General features: G+C 71.8%; 13 protein-coding genes. 2 read left to right on the forward strand and 11 right to left on the reverse strand.

Going from position 1 to position 16,085, the window contains the following annotated elements; all coding sequences use genetic code 11:
* Positions 1 to 41: 41 nt before the first annotated feature.
* From K4B79_RS01750 to K4B79_RS01760, 3 genes are read right to left on the reverse strand one after another with little or no spacing between them, the layout of a single operon-like run.
* On the reverse strand, positions 42 to 860 hold the full coding sequence (locus tag K4B79_RS01750) for a class I SAM-dependent methyltransferase (protein ID WP_232024352.1): 819 nt from the start codon (positions 858 to 860) through the stop codon (positions 42 to 44).
* Positions 861 to 900: 40 nt separating this feature from the next.
* Positions 901 to 1,566, reverse strand: coding sequence for a response regulator (locus K4B79_RS01755; RefSeq protein ID WP_232024353.1), 666 nt, complete (start codon positions 1,564 to 1,566; stop codon positions 901 to 903).
* On the reverse strand, positions 1,563 to 2,678 hold the full coding sequence (locus tag K4B79_RS01760; RefSeq protein ID WP_232024354.1) for a sensor histidine kinase: 1,116 nt from the start codon (positions 2,676 to 2,678) through the stop codon (positions 1,563 to 1,565). Before K4B79_RS01760 ends, K4B79_RS01755 begins: the two co-directional genes overlap by 4 nt.
* Positions 2,679 to 2,844: 166 nt before the next feature.
* On the opposite strand from K4B79_RS01760, the gene K4B79_RS01765 reads away from it, so the two are divergent.
* Entirely contained in the window at positions 2,845 to 3,921 is a 1,077-nt protein-coding gene (locus K4B79_RS01765; protein WP_232024355.1) for a carboxymuconolactone decarboxylase family protein, read from the forward strand.
* A gap of 112 nt (positions 3,922 to 4,033) precedes the next feature.
* Entirely contained in the window at positions 4,034 to 4,699 is a 666-nt protein-coding gene (locus K4B79_RS01770; RefSeq protein WP_232024356.1) for a hypothetical protein, read from the forward strand.
* A gap of 31 nt (positions 4,700 to 4,730) precedes the next feature.
* Here K4B79_RS01770 and K4B79_RS01775 read toward each other — a convergent pair whose 3' ends face one another.
* From K4B79_RS01775 to K4B79_RS01810, 8 genes are all read right to left on the reverse strand, one after another.
* Positions 4,731 to 6,287, reverse strand: coding sequence for an NCS1 family nucleobase:cation symporter-1 (locus K4B79_RS01775; protein ID WP_232024357.1), 1,557 nt, complete (start codon positions 6,285 to 6,287; stop codon positions 4,731 to 4,733).
* A 113-nt stretch (positions 6,288 to 6,400) separates the two neighbouring features.
* Positions 6,401 to 7,420: a TIGR03842 family LLM class F420-dependent oxidoreductase gene (locus K4B79_RS01780; RefSeq protein WP_232024358.1), complete on the reverse strand. Its 1,020-nt coding sequence runs from the start codon at positions 7,418 to 7,420 to the stop codon at positions 6,401 to 6,403.
* Positions 7,421 to 7,431: 11 nt separating this feature from the next.
* On the reverse strand, positions 7,432 to 8,835 hold the full coding sequence (hydA, locus tag K4B79_RS01785; RefSeq protein WP_232024359.1) for a dihydropyrimidinase: 1,404 nt from the start codon (positions 8,833 to 8,835) through the stop codon (positions 7,432 to 7,434).
* Between the two features lie 124 nt (positions 8,836 to 8,959).
* Entirely contained in the window at positions 8,960 to 9,802 is an 843-nt protein-coding gene (locus tag K4B79_RS01790) for a nitrilase-related carbon-nitrogen hydrolase (RefSeq protein ID WP_232024360.1), read from the reverse strand.
* A 155-nt stretch (positions 9,803 to 9,957) separates the two neighbouring features.
* Positions 9,958 to 11,526, reverse strand: coding sequence for a PucR family transcriptional regulator (locus K4B79_RS01795; RefSeq protein ID WP_232024361.1), 1,569 nt, complete (start codon positions 11,524 to 11,526; stop codon positions 9,958 to 9,960).
* 28 nt (positions 11,527 to 11,554) lie between these two features.
* Entirely contained in the window at positions 11,555 to 12,841 is a 1,287-nt protein-coding gene (locus tag K4B79_RS01800; RefSeq protein ID WP_232024362.1) for an aspartate aminotransferase family protein, read from the reverse strand.
* A complete protein-coding gene (locus K4B79_RS01805; RefSeq protein ID WP_232024363.1) occupies positions 12,838 to 13,680 on the reverse strand; it encodes a nitrilase-related carbon-nitrogen hydrolase in 843 nt (280 codons plus the stop codon). Before K4B79_RS01805 ends, K4B79_RS01800 begins: the two co-directional genes overlap by 4 nt.
* Before the next feature lie 192 nt (positions 13,681 to 13,872).
* Positions 13,873 to 15,999: a hypothetical protein gene (locus K4B79_RS01810; protein ID WP_232024364.1), complete on the reverse strand. Its 2,127-nt coding sequence runs from the start codon at positions 15,997 to 15,999 to the stop codon at positions 13,873 to 13,875.
* Positions 16,000 to 16,085 lie beyond the last annotated feature (86 nt).

The raw sequence follows: 16,085 nt of genomic DNA on the forward strand, positions 1-16,085 counted from the left end.
GAGGCACTCGACACGCTCGGCGCACTCGGCGCCGTACACGGCTACCGCGGGCGCCCGCCCGCCGTGAGCAGATGCCCGCTCACTCCCAGCAGCGACGGCTCGGACTCGATGTGCCGGCTCGCCGCCAGCACGGCTTCCCGGCGCTCCGGGTGGTCCAGCCAGTCCTCGATCCCGCCCATCAGCCAGGCGGCCCCCTCGACGCCGTACTGGCCGTCGACGGTGAGTCCCGCTTCCCCGAACTCGGTGATCACCTCGTCCGGTCGGGCGAAGTACGCCCGGGTGAACAGGCCGCCCTCGTGGTAGCGGTGCCGGCCGTCCGTCAGGGTGGTGTCGGTCCGCTCGCGGTGGCCCGGGTCGAAGTACCGCTCCTCCCGCAACAGGTCGTGCAGTTGCGCGAACCGGTTGATGGTGGCCGCGACCACCGGACCGCCCGGCCGCACCACCCGGTGCGCCTCGGCCAACGCCCGTACCCGGTCGGCCCGTTCGGGCAGGTGGTACAGCGGGCCGAGCAGCAGGACCACGTCGTACGAGGCGTCGGCGGCGGCCAGGTCGCGGGCGTCCCCGAGCCGCGCGGTCACCCCCGGCAGCCGGGACGCCTGCTCGACATGGAGCGGCACGGGATCGACGAGGTCGACCTCGTGTCCGTCCTCGGCCAGCCACGCGGCGTGGATGCCGCTGCCGCCGCCGACGTCCAGCACGCGGGCAGGTGCCGGGGGCAGTAAGCGCCGCAGTACGTCCTGCGTGCGCCAGTACTCCAGCCGTCCGGCGGGGGCGCCGCCCTCTCTGAGACGGGCGTCCTCCTCGCCCCGGGAGTAGTAGGCGAGGATCTCCTCGTGCACCTGTGGTGTCGTCTCGGTCATCGCCCCAGACTGATCGTCGCCGGCCGCGGCGGGCAACGACTTATCCGCTGCCGCGTGCGGTGACCAGGCCCGACTCGTAGGCGAAGACGACCAGTTGGGCCCGGTCGCGGGCGCCGAGCTTGGTCATGGCACGGCTGATGTGCGTCTTGGCCGTGAAGGGGCTGATGACCATGTGCGCGGCGATCTCCTCGTTGGTCAGTCCCCGCGCCGCCAGCGCGGTCACCTCGCGTTCGCGGCGGGTGAGGCATTCCAGGCCGGGGGCGGTGGTCCGGTCCGGGGGACGGGAGACGAACTCGCCGATCAGGGTGCGGGTGACCGACGGGGAGAGCAGGGCCTCGCCGCGTGCGACGACCTCGATGGCCTGGAGGAGGTCGGCCGGCTCGGTGTCCTTCAGCAGGAAGCCGCTCGCGCCGGCCCGCAGCGCCTCGAAGACGTACTCGTCCAGGCCGTAGTTGGTGAGGATCACGACCCGGACGGCGTCCAGGGCGGGGTCGGCGGCGATCCGGCGGGTCGCCTCGATGCCCGTCATGACCGGCATCTGGACGTCGATCAGCGCGATGTCGGGCACCAGCGCGCGCACCAGCTCCACGCCCCGTTCCCCGTCCGCCGCCTCCCCGACCACCTCGATGCCGTCCTCGGCGTCGAGCAGGGCCCGGAACCCGGCGCGCATCAGCGCCTGGTCGTCCACGAGTGCCACGGTGATCATCCGGTCTCCCCCAGCGGCAGTTCCGCCCGTACCGAGAAGCCGCCCTCCGGACGCGGGCCGGTGTGCAGGCCGCCGCCGAGGGCCGTGACGCGTTCGCGCATGCCGGTGAGGCCGATGCCGGGCTCCGGCGGGCGGTCCGGGTCGGCGGTGCCGTCGTCGTCCACGCGGATCGTCACGTCGTCGTCGCCGTAGGCGAGTTCGACCCGGACCTTCGCCCCGCCCGCGTGCCGTGCCGCGTTCGTCAGCGCCTCCTGGACGATCCGGTACACGGCGCGGTCGAGGGTGGCGGGCAGGGGCCGTTCCTCGCCCGTCACGGTCAGGTCGACGGCCAGGCCCGCCGCCCGCGCCCGCTCCACCAGCAGCGCGGGCGTGCCGCCGGTCGGCTCGTCGGTGCGCAGGATCTCCAGCGTGGCGCGCAGCTCGCGCATCGCCTCGCCACCGGCCTCCTGGATGGCGAGCAGCGCGGGCGGCACCTCCTCGCCTCGCTTGCGGGCCAGGTGCACCGCGACGCCCGCCTGGAGCTTGACGATGGAGATGCTGTGGGTGAGCGAGTCGTGCAACTCCCGGGCTATGCGCAGACGTTCCTCCCCGGCGCGGCGCAGGGCCGCCTCCTCGCGGGTGCGTTCGGCCTCCAGGGCGCGTTGTTCGGTCTGGCGCAGGTACGCCTGCCAGTTGCGGTCGGCCAGCCCCGTCACCACCGCGCACAGGAACCAGCCCGCGAGCAGGGCCGCCCTCTCGGCCACCTCCCCGTTCGTCGGGTCCGTCGCCACGAACGCCGCCAGGTACACCCCGCCCGCCCCGGCCGCCCATCCCCGGTGTCCCACGCGGGAGGCGGTGTGCATGGCGGCGAGGACGGGCAGCGCGGCGATCGGTCCCGGGTGCGCGTGCAGGACGTACGCGGCGCCGGTCGCCGTCGCCACGGCCAGTACCGCCAGGGGTGCCGCGCGGTAGAAGGCCAGGGCGGCCGAACCCAGCACGATCAGTGCGTGGTCGACGGCCGTGGTGTCGCCGTCGAACGCGGCCGTGGTCACGACGAGGGCGCCGACCACGACCGCGAGGGCCGCGTCGGCGAACCGTCTGCGTGCGACCTGGTCGACCACGTGTCCGCTCATGCACGCACGCTAGCTCCCGGCGCCGACCCCCGCGTCAGCCCTGTGGACAACTCCCGTCCTACTCCCCCCGCAGTAGTCCGCCGCCGGTGCCCGCCCGCCGGCGCAGCCCCGACTGTCTCCGGCCGTACGACGACCGCGCCCGCCCCGGACACGCAGGCTGCTGTGCATGTCCACACCCTTCCGTTCCACACCCCGTTCCGCACCCCGTTCCACCTCCTTCCGCTTCACCGAACCCCTGCCGCCCAAGTCGGCCACCGGTCGCGTCGCCGAGGTGTACGACCAGATCGCCCGCGACTTCGGCATCGCCGAGCCGGCCACCTTCGTCGTCCTGTCCTCGGCCCCCGAACTCCTCGCCGCGACCTGGGCGTTGATGCGCGAGTCGCTGATCGCGGGCCCCGGCGGCCGGACCGGCAAGGAGCTCGCGGCGCTCGGGGTGTCGCGTGCCAACCAGTGCCCGTTCTGCGTGGACGCGCACACCGTGCTGCTGCACGCCACCGGCGACCACGCGCTCGCCGAGCGCATCGCCCGCGGGGAGCGCCCGGAGAACAAGGAGCACGCGCGTGTGCTCGACTGGGGAGGGCACACGCGCGTGCCGGGCGCCGACTTGGAGCCGTATCCGTTCCCGCGGGAGCACGCGCCCGGCTATCTGGGCACCGCGCTCGCCTTCCACTTCATCAACCGGATCGTGTCGGCCCTGCTCACCGAGCGGCTGCTGCCGGGCAACGCCCAGCGGTTCCGGACGGTACGCAGCCTTGCGGGCCGCACCCTCGCCCGCACGGTACGGCGTCCCGCCCGGCCCGGCGCGGCCCTCGCGCTGCTGGACCTTCCCGACGCCGGTGAGGCCCCCGCGTGGGCGGCCGGCACGGCCGTCGGCCCGGCGTACGCGGCGCTGCTCAGGGCGGCCATGGCGGGCGCCGGCCTGCTCGACGGCGACGAGCCGGACCTCGTGGAGGACACCCTTCAGGAGTGGGACGGCACCCATCCGCCGCTCACCCTCGACGGGTTCCCGGACCGCCGGGAGCGTCCCGGTGCCCGTCTCGCGCTCCTCGCGGCGCTCGCGCCGTACCGGATCACGGCCGAGGACGTGGCGGCCTGGCGGCGCCCGGAGCACACCGATCACTGTCTGGTGCACCTGGTGGCCTACGGCGCGTTCCTCGCCGTGGACCGTGTCGAGTCGGCCCTCCCCCGTCCCATCACCCGGACATACACGGACACATGGCGCACCGACAAGTGGGCACAGTGACAGCCCGGGTACGGAGCGAGTTGACACTTTCGCACCACAGGGACTCGTGTGACACTGTCGTCCCGTCCGCAGTGCGGACCACCTCCGCACCGTCCCCCACGAAAAGTGCGCCGTGCGTCCTCTCTCCTTGCCGCTCGCCCTCACCGCACGTCTGTCGCCGGTCGTCGTGCTCGCCGTGTCGGGATGGGCGCTGACCTCCGGACCGGCCGACACCTCGGCCGCAGGGCCCAAGGACGAGCAGCCGACCGGGCCCCGGTCCGCCTCCGCCCCGGCGACGGCGGCGGCCTCGAAGACGTACGCCACCGCTCCGGCACCCTGCTCCGCCATGGCGAAGAAGACGGTCGAGTCGCTGGTACCGGGGGCAAAGACAGCCGGCAAGGAACTCCGCTCGACGGACTCCAAGCTGCGCCGCACCTGCTCCTGGAACGCGCTCAAGGGGTACGACTACCGCTGGCTCGACGTCTCCTACGAGATCATGGAGTCCGACGAATCGGCCCGGAAGTCCTACAAGGAGACCGTCACCGAGAAGAGCGGCGGCGGTGACGTGCCCGGTCTCGGGGACTCGGCGTACTCGGTGGTGAACCTCACCACCGAGGACAAGCAGGAGACCCGTGAGGGCGTGGTGGTGGCCCTGGTGTCCAACGCGCTGGTGACGATCACGTACAACGGCAGCGACTTCGAGTCGAAGAAGGCGCCCGGTACGGACGAGATCAACAAGGGCGCCATCAAGGCCGCCAAGGAGGCGGTGGCGGTACTGGAGGACGGCCCGAAGAGCTGACCGTCCTCCAGTACCGCCACCGCACGGCCCGTCAGGCCGCGATGCCCTCCTGGTCCCTGCCCTTCGGCAGCATCAGCGCGACGTACAGCGCCAGGGACGCGGCCAGGCCCACTGCCCAGCCGTAGTCGGCCAGCGGCTTGAGGAACGGGATGAGTCCGTCCGTCGGGAACGGCCCGGTCTTCGTGCCGTCGGCGCCCACGCCCGAGTAGGACCCGCCGACCGCGAGGAGACCGCCGACCACGAAGGCGGCGATGGCCCGCCAGTTCCAGCCGTTGGTGTACCAGTAGCGCCCGCCGGGCGTGTACAGGTCCGCGAGGTGCAGGACCGTGCGGCGGACGATCCAGTAGTCGGCGATGAGGATGCCCGCGACCGTGCCGAGCAGACCGCCGACCACGCCGAGCCAGGTGAAGATGTAGAACTCGGGCGTGGAGATCAGCTCCCACGGGAAGATCAGGATGCCGACGACACCCGTGATCAGCGCGCCCGTACGGAAGTTGATGAGCTTCGGGGCCAGGTTGGCCAGGTCGTAGGCCGGGGAGACGACGTTCGCCGCGATGTTCACGGAGACGGTGGCGACCAGCACGACGACGAGCGCGAAGAGCAGTCCGAAGGCGTTGTCCGTCTTGGCCGCCAGCTCCACCGGGTCCCAGATCGCCGTGCCGTAGACGACCTCGGAACCGGAGGTGACCAGCACGGCGAGGATCGCGAAGAGCGTCATGGTCGTGGGCAGGCCGAGGGACTGACCCCAGGTCTGCGCCTTCTGGCTGGCCCCGAACCGGGTGAAGTCGGGAATGTTCAACGAGAGGGTCGCCCAAAAGCCGATCATTCCCATGAGGGACGGGAAGAAGACCGGCCAGAAGTCGGGTCCCCAGCCGAGCTTCGAGGGCTGGTCGAGGAGCGCGCCGAAGCCGTCCGCCTTGACGGCGATCCAGACCAGCAGCACCAGGGCGCCGACGATCACGAAGGGCGCCGCCCAGTTCTCGAAGTGCCGCAGGAAGTCCATGCCGCGCCAGATGATGGCGATCTGCAACGCCCAGAAGAGCAGGAAGCACAGCCACAGCGGCCACGGGTTGCCGGCGATCTGCCCCGCGTTCTCCCAGTGCCCGCCGGTCAGCTTGGAGCCCAGCGCGAAGATGCCGCTGCCGCCGATCCAGGTCTGGATGCCGAACCAGCCGCAGGCCACGGCGGCCCGGATGAGCGCCGGGATGTTGGCGCCGCGCAGACCGAAGGAGGCGCGGGCCAGGACCGGGAAGGGGATGCCGTACTTGGGTCCGGCGTGCCCGGTGGCCAGCATCGGCAGCAGCACGATGATGTTGGCCAGGGCGATGGTGAAGACGGCCTGCTTCCAGTCCATCCCGAGCGCGACCAGGCCGGAGGCCAGGGTCCAGCTGGGGATGCAGTGGGCCATGGAGATCCACAGCGCCGCGAAGTTGTACGTCGTCCACTTGCGCTCGGAGACCGGTACGGGACGCAGGTCCTCGTTGGCGAAGGGACTGTCGGCGGGGAAGGCCTCGGGGCTGAGTTCGATCCGGCCGGAGACGTCGGCGGACTGCGGTATCGGCGACCCCGTGGGGACTGTTTCGGTCATGAGCAGGCCAATCGATCAGAATGGGAGGGGACAGGCCGTGCGGGGGCCTCGGTACCTCCCTTCCCGGGACGGCGGGAAGGGAGGCGGCAAGGTGTGGGGGGTCGCGGGGACGGTCAGCCGTTGACGGCGGGGATGACCTTCGAGCCGTAGGCGTCGATGACGGCTTCCTGGGCGTCGTGCATGTCGTACACGGCGAACTGGTCCACGCCCAGTTCGCGCAACGCGTTCAGCTTCTCGATGTGCTTCTCGACCGGCCCGATGAGGCAGAACCGGTCCACGATCTCGTCGGGCACGAACTGGGTGTCGGGGTTGCCGCTGCGCCCGTGGTGGGAGTAGTCGTACCCCTCACGGGCCTTGATGTAGTCGGTGAGTTCGTCGGGTACGGCGGCGGAGTGCTCGCCGTACTTCGAGACCAGGTCGGCCACGTGGTTGCCGACCATGCCGCCGAACCAGCGGCACTGCTCGCGCGCGTGGGCGAGCGCCTCGGGCGAGTCGTCCTCGGTGACGTACGCGGGGGCCGCCACGCAGATCTTCACCTCCGACGGATCGCGCCCGGCGGCGACGGCGGCGTCCTTGACCGCCTTCACCATGTACTCGGTGAGGTACAGGTCGGCGAGCTGGAGGATGAACCCGTCGGCCTCCTCGCCGGTCATCTTCAGTGCCTTGGGGCCGTACGCGGCCATCCAGACGGGCAGTTCGGCGTCCTCCTTGATCCAGGGGAACCGCACGACCGTGCCGCCGAGGTCGGCCTCCTGCCCCGAGCCGAGCGCGCGGATGACCTTCATGGCCTCGCTGATGCGCGCCAGCGTGTTGGGCGTGCGGCCCGCGACGCGCATCGCGGAGTCGCCGCGGCCGATGCCGCAGACCGTGCGGTTGCCGAACATGTCGTTGAGGGTGGCGAAGGTGGAGGCGGTGACCTCCCAGGTGCGGGTGCCCGGGTTGGTGACCATCGGGCCGACCTTCAGCTGCGAGGTGTTGGCCAGGATCTGGCTGTAGATGACGAACGGCTCCTGCCAGAGCACGGCGGAGTCGAAGGTCCAGCCGTAGGTGAAGCCGTTGCGTTCGGCCCGCTTCATCAGGCTGACGACCTTCGAGGCCGGCGGGTCGGTCTGGAGAACGAGTCCGAAGTCCATGGGCGCCACTCCTAGGTGAGGTACTGACAGGTGGAGCGGGCCACGTACGCGCCCTGACCGGCGTGCCCGGTGTACTCCCGCTCGGTGATGACGAGTTCGCCGCGTGAGAGAACGGTCTCCACGCGGCCGGTGACGCGCTTGCCCTCGTACGCCGAGTAGTCGACGTTCATGTGATGGGTCTCGACGGACAGGACCTGCTCGGCGTTCGGGTCGTAGATGACGATGTCCGCGTCGGCGCCCGGGGCGATGGTGCCCTTCTTCGGGTACATGCCGAACATCCGGGCCGGGGTGGCGCAGGCGATCTCGATCCAGCGGCGGCGGGTGAGCTGTCCGTCGACGACCGCCTGGTGGAGCAGGTCCATGCGGTTCTCCACGCCCGGCAGACCGTTGGGAATCTTGGAGAAGTCGCCGCGGCCGAGATCCTTCTGGCCCACGAAGCAGAAGGGGCAGTGGTCGGTGGAGACGACCTGGAGGTCGTTGGTCCTGAGTCCCTGCCACAGCTTGGCCTGGTGCTCCCGGGGCCGCAGCGGGGTCGAGCAGACGTACTTGGCGCCCTCGAAGTCGGGCTCGGCCATGTTGTCCGTCGACAGGAACAGATACTGCGGGCAGGTCTCCCCGAAGACGTTGAGCCCCTCGTCGCGCGCCCGCGCCAGCTCGGCCACTGCCTCCATGGCCGAGACGTGCACGACGTACAGGGGGGCGCCCGCGACCTGCGCGAGCTTGATCGCCCGGTGGGTGGCCTCGGCCTCCAGGAGCGACTTGCGGACCTCGCCGTGGTAGCGCGGATCGGTCTCGCCGCGGGCCAGGGCCTGTTCGACCAGGACGTCGATGGCGATGCCGTTCTCCGCGTGCATCATGGCCAGCGCGCCGTTCTCGGCGGAGCGCTGCATGGCGCGCAGGATCTGGCCGTCGTCGCTGTAGAAGACACCGGGGTAGGCCATGAACTGCTTGAAGGAGGTGACTCCCTCCTCGACCAGCAGGTCCATCTCCTTGAGCGTGTCGTCGTTCACGTCGGCGACGATCATGTGGAAGGCGTAGTCGATCGCGCAGTTGCCCTCGGCCTTGGCGTGCCAGGCGTCCAGGCCCTCGCGCAGGCTGCGGCCGACGCTCTGCACCGCGAAGTCGACGATCGTCGTGGTGCCGCCCCAGGCCGCGGCCCGGGTGCCGGTCTCGAAGGTGTCGGAGGCGAAGGTGCCGCCGAAGGGCAGCTCCATGTGGGTGTGGCCGTCGACGCCGCCCGGGATCACGTACTTCCCGGTGGCGTCGAGGACACGCTCCGCCGTCCAGGCCTCGGCGGCGGGGGTGCCGCTCGCGGCGAGGGCGGCGACCTTGCCGTCCTCGATCAGGACGTCGGCGTGGATCTCGTCGGACGCGGTGATGACGAGACCGCCGCGGATGAGGGTGCGGCCGGTCATGGGTTCACGCTCCGTTCGGTATTCGTGAAAGTGCCGGTTGTCGGGGGCTGCTCGCGCCCACGCGGCGGTAGCCGCATGTCGGCGCTGCCCCGCGCCCCCGAGGGGCGCGAGGTCACCGTCGGTCTTACGGCGCCGTCAGCGGGCCGTACGCGTCCGGGCGGCGGTCGCGGTAGAACTGCCAGCGGTCGCGGACCTCGCGGAGCTTGGCCAGGTCCAGGTCGCGCACGACCAGTTCGGTCTCCTTGTCGCCGGCCACCTCGCCGACGAACTGGGCCTCCGGGTCCACGAAGTACGAGGTCCCGTAGAAGTCGTTGTCGCCGTACTCCTCGACCCCGACCCGGTTGATCGCGCCGACGAAGTACTCGTTGGCGACGGCCGCCGCCGGCTGTTCCAGCTGCCACAGGTAGCCGGACAGGCCGCGCGAGGTGGCCGAGGGGTTGAAGACGATCTCGGCGCCCTCGAGACCCAGCGCCCGCCAGCCCTCCGGGAAGTGGCGGTCGTAGCAGATGTAGACACCGATCTTCCCGACCTTGGTGTCGAAGACCGGCCAGCCGCTGTTGCCGGGGCGGAAGTAGAACTTCTCCCAGAAGCCCGGCACCTGGGGGATGTGGTGCTTGCGGTACTTGCCGAGGTAGGTGCCGTCGGCGTCGATCACGGCCGCCGTGTTGTAGAGGACGCCGGGCTGCTCCTCCTCGTACATCGGCAGGATCAGGACGAGGCCCAGCTCCTCGGCCAGCGCCTGGAAGCGCTGGACGATCGGGCCGTCGGGGATCCGCTCGGCGTACTCGTAGAACGCCTTGTCCTGGACCTGGCAGAAGTACGGTCCGTAGAACAGCTCCTGGAAGCACAGGACTTGGGCGCCCTGCGCGGCCGCGTCGCGAGCGGCCTGCTCGTGCACCCGGATCATCGATTCCTTGTCGCCCGTCCAGGCGGTCTGGAAGAGGGCGGCACGGATCACTGTGCTCATCGGGACCTCCGGTCGCTCGGTGTGCGAGGAGCCTAGGAAGTCCGAAAGCCTGCTTTGAGTTGCACGGTGTCACGTCTGCGGGGGTCGGGCGTGGCACGGTGTCACGCTGTCGAGAGCCCATGTTTCACCGCCGTTTTCCCAGGTCGTGGCAGGTTTCAGCGTTGTTGCGCGTCGTGCGCCAGGAGCGCGATGTGCACGGACGCGGCCTGCTCGAAGTCGTCGAGGTCGACCCCGAGCCGGGTCTGTATCGCCTCCAGGCGGCGGTAGAGCGCCGGTCGCGAGACGTGGTGGAGCTGGGCGGTACGGGACTTGTTGCGTCCGGTGGCCAGATAGGTCCGCAGGACGGCGAGCAGGTCCTCCCCCGCCCCGCACAGCAGCCCGTCCAGTTCGCGCTCCGCGAAGGACTGCACCTGCGGGTCGTCGCGCAGCAGCCGGATCAGCCCGCGCAGATGGACGTCCTTGAGGCGGACGACGGCGGGGAGCTCCAGCACGGCCGAGGAGTCCGCCACCGCGTCGGCGACGTGCTGGGCCTCGCGCAGGCCGGCGGGGACGTCCTCCCAGAGGATCCGCGGGTCGGCCGAGGCCACGACGGTCCGCGCGGCCTCGGAGCGCACGCGCGCCGCGAAGTTCGCCGTGAGCACCGCGGCGTCCTGGTCCCTGGCCAGGCTCAACAGCACGGCGGTGGCGCCGTCGGCGAGTTCGGCCACGAGCCCGGGCAGGCCCAACAGCCGTAGGACCCGGTCGAGTTCGGCCGGATCCGCGTCCCGTACGACCAGCGGGACGAAGGTGCGCCGGTTGACCGGAAGTCCCGCCGCCCGCGCGCGCGGCAGCAGCTGCCGTGCCGGTACGACTCCGCTGACCAGGTCGGTCAGCAGGCTCTGCGCGGACTGTTCCTCCCAGGTGTGGGCGGAGGTGCCGCCGAGCATGCGGTGCAGCACGAGCGCCTCGGCGGCGCGGTCGGCGAGCAGCCGCCCGGTGGCGGTGTCGCCGCGGTAGCCGCACAGCAGGATCCGGCCCCACCGCTCCCCGCGCCCGCCGAGTTCGGCGCGGATCCAGCCGTCGCCCTCGCTGCCGCCGGCCTGGCGGGCGATGCGTTCCCAGTCGCGCAGTACGTCGTCGACGGCGGGCCGCTCCCCGGCCGTGGCCAGCACGCGGTGGGCGAGGTTGGTGACGACGACGGGGCAGGCGCTGTGGTGGGCGATCTCGTCGAGCAGATGCTGCAGCGGGGCGCCCGCGGTGATGAGTGCGGTCAGGGCGGTGCGGACCGCCTCGGACATGCTCACGGCGGCGAACTTGCGCCGCACCAGCCGGGCCTGCACCTCCTCGGTCAGCTCGGCGAAGGGGAACGGCCGGTGCAGGACGACCATGGGCAGCCCGCACCGCTCGGCCGCCCGGCGCATCACCTCCGGCGGGGCCGGGAAGGCGCGGCCGAGCCCGAGGACGACGGCCGCGGCCTCCGCGCGGTGCAGGGACTGGATGTACTCGGCCTGCTTGCCCGGGTCGCCGGCGAGGAGCACGCCGGTGGTGAGCACCATCTCGCCGCCGCTGAGCATCACTCCGACGTCCGGGGCCTCGGCGACGTGCACCCAGCGCACCGGACGGTCGAGCTGGCCGGCTCCGGCCACCACCTCGGGTTCCCCCGCGAGGACCCGCTCCAGGGCGAGGACCTGACGGACCGACAGGACCGGTGCGACCGGCTCCCAGGTCTCCGGGATGGTGGCCATGGCGGTGTTTCCCTTGCTCTGGTCGTTGCTAGTGGATGCTCCTCAGAGCGCTCTCCAGGATCGCGGCGCCCTCCTCGGCCTCCGCGACCGTGAGGGACAGGGGCGGGGCGAGGCGCAGGGCGCTGGTGTTGTGGCCGCCGCCCTTGCCGATGAGCAGCCCGCCCGCGCGGGCCGCTTCGAGTACGGCGCTCGCGGCATCCGGGTCGGCCTGGTCCGTGCCGGGTTTGACCAGCTCGATGCCGATCATGAGTCCCCGGCCGCGCACCTCCCGTACCCCCGGGGTCTGCGCGGCGACCGCCCGCAACCGCTCGATGAGCAGTCCGCCGACGCGCCGGGCGTTGCCCTGGAGGTCGTGTTCCAGCAGGTAGGTGAGGTTGGCGAGGCCGGCCGCCATGGTGATCTGGGTGCCGCCGAACGTCGAGATGCTGTTGGCGTCCAGGCAGTTCATGATCTCGCCGCGCGCCACGACCCCGCCGATGGACATGCCGTTGCCGATGCCCTTGGCGAAGGTGAGGATGTCCGGCGGGCCGTTGCGGTCGTGGGCCTGCCAGCCCCAGAAGTGCTCGCCGGTGCGGCCCCAGCCGGTCTGCACCTCGTCGGCGATCCACAGGATGCCGTGCTCGTCCAGCACCTCGCGGAAGGCCGCGTACAGGCCGTCCGGCGGTGAGGTGAACCCGCCGACGCCCTGGATCGGTTCGGCGATCAGGGCCGCGGGCGGGCGGGTGTGGCCGAGCAGGTCCTTCAGGTCCTCGACGCAGGCCGCGATGAAGTCGTCGTCACCGAGAGAGGCGTACGGGCCGCGGGTGCGCACGCCGCCGTGGACGTAGAGCGTCTGGAGCGGGGAGAGCGAGGTGGGCGACCAGCCGCGGTTGCCGGTGATGCCGACCGCGCTGAAGGAGCGGCCGTGGTAGCTGTTGCGCATCGCCAGGATCGTGTTGCTGCGGCGATAGGTCGTCGCCAGCAGCAGGGCCGTGTCGTTGGCCTCCGTGCCCGAGGTGGTGAAGAAGACCCGGGCGTCCGGGATGCCGCTCAACTGGGCGATCCGCTCGGCGAGTTCGACCATCGGGCGGTTCAGGTACAGGGTCGAGGAGTGGATGATCCGCCCGGCCTGCTCGCTCACCGCCTTCGTCACCTCGGGCAGCGAGTGCGCGGTCATCGTGGTGAGGATGCCGCCGAAGAAGTCGAGGTACTTGGTGCCCTCGGCGTCCCAGACGTACCGGCCCTCGCCGTGCGTGATCTCCAGGGGGTCCTCGTAGTAGAGGGCGAGCCAGTCGGGCAGGACGGCCCGGTGGCGGCCCAGCAGGTCCTTGGTCACGGCTGTACCAGCCCTTCGTAGGCGTCGGGACGGCGGTCGCGGTAGAAGGCCCACTGCTGCCGGACCTCTTCGATCAGGTCGAAGTCCAGGTCGCGGACGACGAGTTCCTCCGCCTTGTCGCCGGCGGTCTCGCCGACGAACCGGCCGCGCGGGTCGACGAAGTACGAGGTCCCGTAGAAGTCGTTGTCGCCGTACTCCTCGATGCCGACCCGGTTGATCGCGGCGACGAAGTACTCGTTGGCGACGGCGGCGGCCGGCTGTTCCAGCTGCCAGAGGTAGGAGGACAGGCCGCGGTGGGTGGCGGACGGGTTGTACACCAACTGAGCGCCGTTCAGGCCGAGTTGGCGCCAGCCCTCCGGGAAGTGGCGGTCGTAGCAGATGTAGACGCCGACCTTGCCCACGGCGGTGTCGAAGACCGGCCAGCCGACGTTGCCCGGTTTGAAGTAGTACTTCTCCCAGAAGCCCTTGACCTGGGGGATGTGGTGCTTGCGGTACTTGCCGAGGTAGGTGCCGTCGACGTCGATCACGGCCGCGGTGTTGTAGTAGAAGCCGGACTGCTCGACCTCGAAGACCGGGACGACGATCACCATGCCGGTCTCGCGCGCGAGTTCCTGCATACGACGGGTGGTCGGCCCGTCGGGCACCGGTTCGGCCCAGCGGTAGTGCTCCGGCTCCTGGACCTGACAGAAGTAGGGGGCGTTGAAGACCTCCTGGAACCCGATGATCCTCGCACCCTGCCGGGCCGCCTCGCGGGCGTGCTCCTCGTGTTTCGCCACCATGGACTCGGTGTCGCCGGTCCAGGTGGCCTGGACCAGAGCGGCGCGTACGACGTTGGCCATGAGCTGCTCCTTCGACGGGACGCCAGAGCCTCTACGCCCGTAGACGAAGGCCGTAGAGGCACGAACGTAAGCCTCCTCGGCGGCCTTGCCAAGACCATCGTCGTTAACCCGCTGAGTCGATCACGTTTCACACCCCTGTGGGTGAGCGACCGGGCCGATGACCAGCTTTGTCGGGAGCCTGTCAGGCGGATGTCAGGCGGAATGTCCGGCGACACGGAGGGCGTGGACCAGGTCCCAGTGGCGCTCGTCCGAGACGCCCCGCGCGGCCGCCACGAGCAGCGGTACGAGCGTGCGCGGATCGGGCTCGGCGCTGCGCGCGGCCTCCTCCGGGGTGCGGACGCGGACGTAGGCGTCGAGCAGGGCGCGGGCCTCGCGGTGGCGGCCGTCGCCGGTCATCGCCAGGACCGCCCGGCCGATCTCCACGGCCGGCCGGGCCACCCCCTGCCGCAGGATCTGCTCCCCGTCGGGGCCGCGTCCCGCCTCCCTCAGCGCGTCGGCGGCGGCGACGAGTCCGTCCGCGGGCAGGGAACCGGCCTCCCACAGGAGCGTCGCCCAGTCGGCGCCGAGCCCGGCCCGGTGGAGCTCCACGGCGAGCAGCGGGTAGCGGGCGGCCGGCCAGTGCGCGATCTCGGCCAGCAGCTCGTGCGCCTCACCGCTGCGGCCCTCCCGCCGCAGCCGCACCAGCCGCTCGACGGTCCGGACGGTCTCCCGCCGGGCCTCCGCGTCCAACGGCTCGGGCGCCGGTTCCGGCGTCCCCGCCGCCTCCCGCCCGGCCTCCGCGGCCCCGGCGAACCGGGCCCCGCGCAGCCGCCGCCCGCTGACCGCGGGCGCCGTCGGCAGCTCCGGCACGGCGGTCGGGGGTACGACGACCGGTGCGGCCTCCTCCTCCACCATCCCGGCGAACCGGGCCCCGCCGCGGCGACGCTTGCGCTGCTTGGCGGTCGGTGCGGGGGCCTCAGGCGGTGGGGCGGTGGGGGGTGCCTGGTGAGGGGTGGGGGTGGGGGCTTGTGGGGCTGCGGTGTACCGGCCGTATGCGGGGTCTTCCTCCGGTTGGGCCGTGGAGGCCGACCGGTGGGTGCCGAGGGCGTTGTCCTGTGGCTGCGGCGCCGGGGCCGGCCGGTCGTCGTGCGAGGCGGGCGCGCGAGGGGCGTACTCGTCGCGCAGGGGGCCTTCCGGGGCCCGCGTGTCAGGGCCCGGAGCCAGGTGGTGGCGGTCGGGGGCCTGAGGCGTGTACTCCGCGTCGGCCTCCGGCCGGGCGGCGCGCTGCTGCGGCATGACGGGGAATCCGCCGTCCTGAGCAGCACCGCGGGAAGCGGGGCCGTACGCGCCGCTGCCCTCGTGGGAGCCGCCGGTCTCCCAGCGGCCTTGGCCCGAGGACGTCCCGAAGACACCCGGTTCCTCCGTGCCCGCCCCGAAGGAGTCGCCCGGGTGCGCGCGGGTCCCATGAGCCCTCTCCGCGTCCGGTCGCGCACCGAACGCGCCGTCCTGGTCCGGGTCCGTGTGGCCCCCGCGGAAGGACTCGACGTCCGATCGCGTCCCGAACGAGTCACGCGCGTCCGGGGCCGTGCCGGCCCCCCGCAAACCGTCCGCGCCGGGACGCGCCCCGAACGCTTCGCTCGTGTCCGAGTCCGCGCGCGCCCCTTGAAAGCCCCCGGCATCCGGCCGCGCCCCGAACGCTCCCCCCGCGCCCGGGTCACCACCGTCCGCACGCCCCTCGGCTGCCGGTTGATAACCCCCGTCGATACGGAACGGCCGACCGGCACGAACATCGGTTCGACTGCGGGGCATCTCCCGGACCGGGCCACCGGTCGCGCGGCGGTCCAACTCGGCCATGCGGGAACGGAGTTCGGCGCAGCGGCGGGTCGCGCGTTCGTGGTCGTCGCGGGCCCAGGCGAGGTCGAGACGGAGGGCGTCGGCCTCCTCGCGGGTGGCGGCGGAGGCGAGCAACCGTCCGAGTTCCGCCTGCCGTTCGGCGGCGTAGCGCTGCTCGCGGAGCATGACGTCGAACCGGTCACCGAGGGCGTCCCGGCCGCCGGGCCGGGCGTCGTGGGCGAGGAGCGCGTCGGCGTGCAGGACGCGGGCGCGTTCCGCCTCGGTGGCGGCGAGGGCCTGGCCGTGCTCCGCCGCGAGGTCCTGGAGGAGCGCCTCCACCACGTCCCAGGGCGGTATCTCGGCACCGTCGAGGCAGGCCCGCATGCCGTCGGGGTCGCGCTGCCAGAACACCCCGCACCAGCCGCAGCCCTGGTCCAGGCGCGCCAGCAGTCCGTTCAGGTAGTTCGCGAACTCCCTCACCCGACCCGGGAGTTGACCCACAGCCATCGCCCAGCTCCCGCCCGACCGGAACACTCCGGTCCGTAGGCAACACCAGCCGTGTTACGGGACTGCTACGGGGAGTTTTCCGCAGC

Source organism: Streptomyces lincolnensis, assembly GCF_021173675.1.
Lineage (GTDB): Bacteria > Actinomycetota > Actinomycetes > Streptomycetales > Streptomycetaceae > Streptomyces > Streptomyces lincolnensis_B.

Bases quoted from the DNA above. Each gene is read 5' to 3' on its own strand.
- K4B79_RS01765 (WP_232024355.1), top strand. From the start codon at position 2,845: ATGTCCACACCCTTCCGTTCCACACCCCGTTCCGCACCCCGTTCCACC.
- K4B79_RS01775 (WP_232024357.1), bottom strand. From the start codon at position 6,287: ATGACCGAAACAGTCCCCACGGGGTCGCCGATACCGCAGTCCGCCGAC.
- K4B79_RS01805 (WP_232024363.1), bottom strand. From the start codon at position 13,680: ATGGCCAACGTCGTACGCGCCGCTCTGGTCCAGGCCACCTGGACCGGC.
- K4B79_RS01750 (WP_232024352.1), bottom strand. From the start codon at position 860: ATGACCGAGACGACACCACAGGTGCACGAGGAGATCCTCGCCTACTAC.
- K4B79_RS01760 (WP_232024354.1), bottom strand. From the start codon at position 2,678: ATGAGCGGACACGTGGTCGACCAGGTCGCACGCAGACGGTTCGCCGAC.
- K4B79_RS01790 (WP_232024360.1), bottom strand. From the start codon at position 9,802: ATGAGCACAGTGATCCGTGCCGCCCTCTTCCAGACCGCCTGGACGGGC.
- K4B79_RS01780 (WP_232024358.1), bottom strand. From the start codon at position 7,420: ATGGACTTCGGACTCGTTCTCCAGACCGACCCGCCGGCCTCGAAGGTC.
- K4B79_RS01810 (WP_232024364.1), bottom strand. From the start codon at position 15,999: ATGGCTGTGGGTCAACTCCCGGGTCGGGTGAGGGAGTTCGCGAACTAC.
- hydA (WP_232024359.1), bottom strand. From the start codon at position 8,835: ATGACCGGCCGCACCCTCATCCGCGGCGGTCTCGTCATCACCGCGTCC.
- K4B79_RS01755 (WP_232024353.1), bottom strand. From the start codon at position 1,566: ATGATCACCGTGGCACTCGTGGACGACCAGGCGCTGATGCGCGCCGGG.
- K4B79_RS01795 (WP_232024361.1), bottom strand. From the start codon at position 11,526: ATGGCCACCATCCCGGAGACCTGGGAGCCGGTCGCACCGGTCCTGTCG.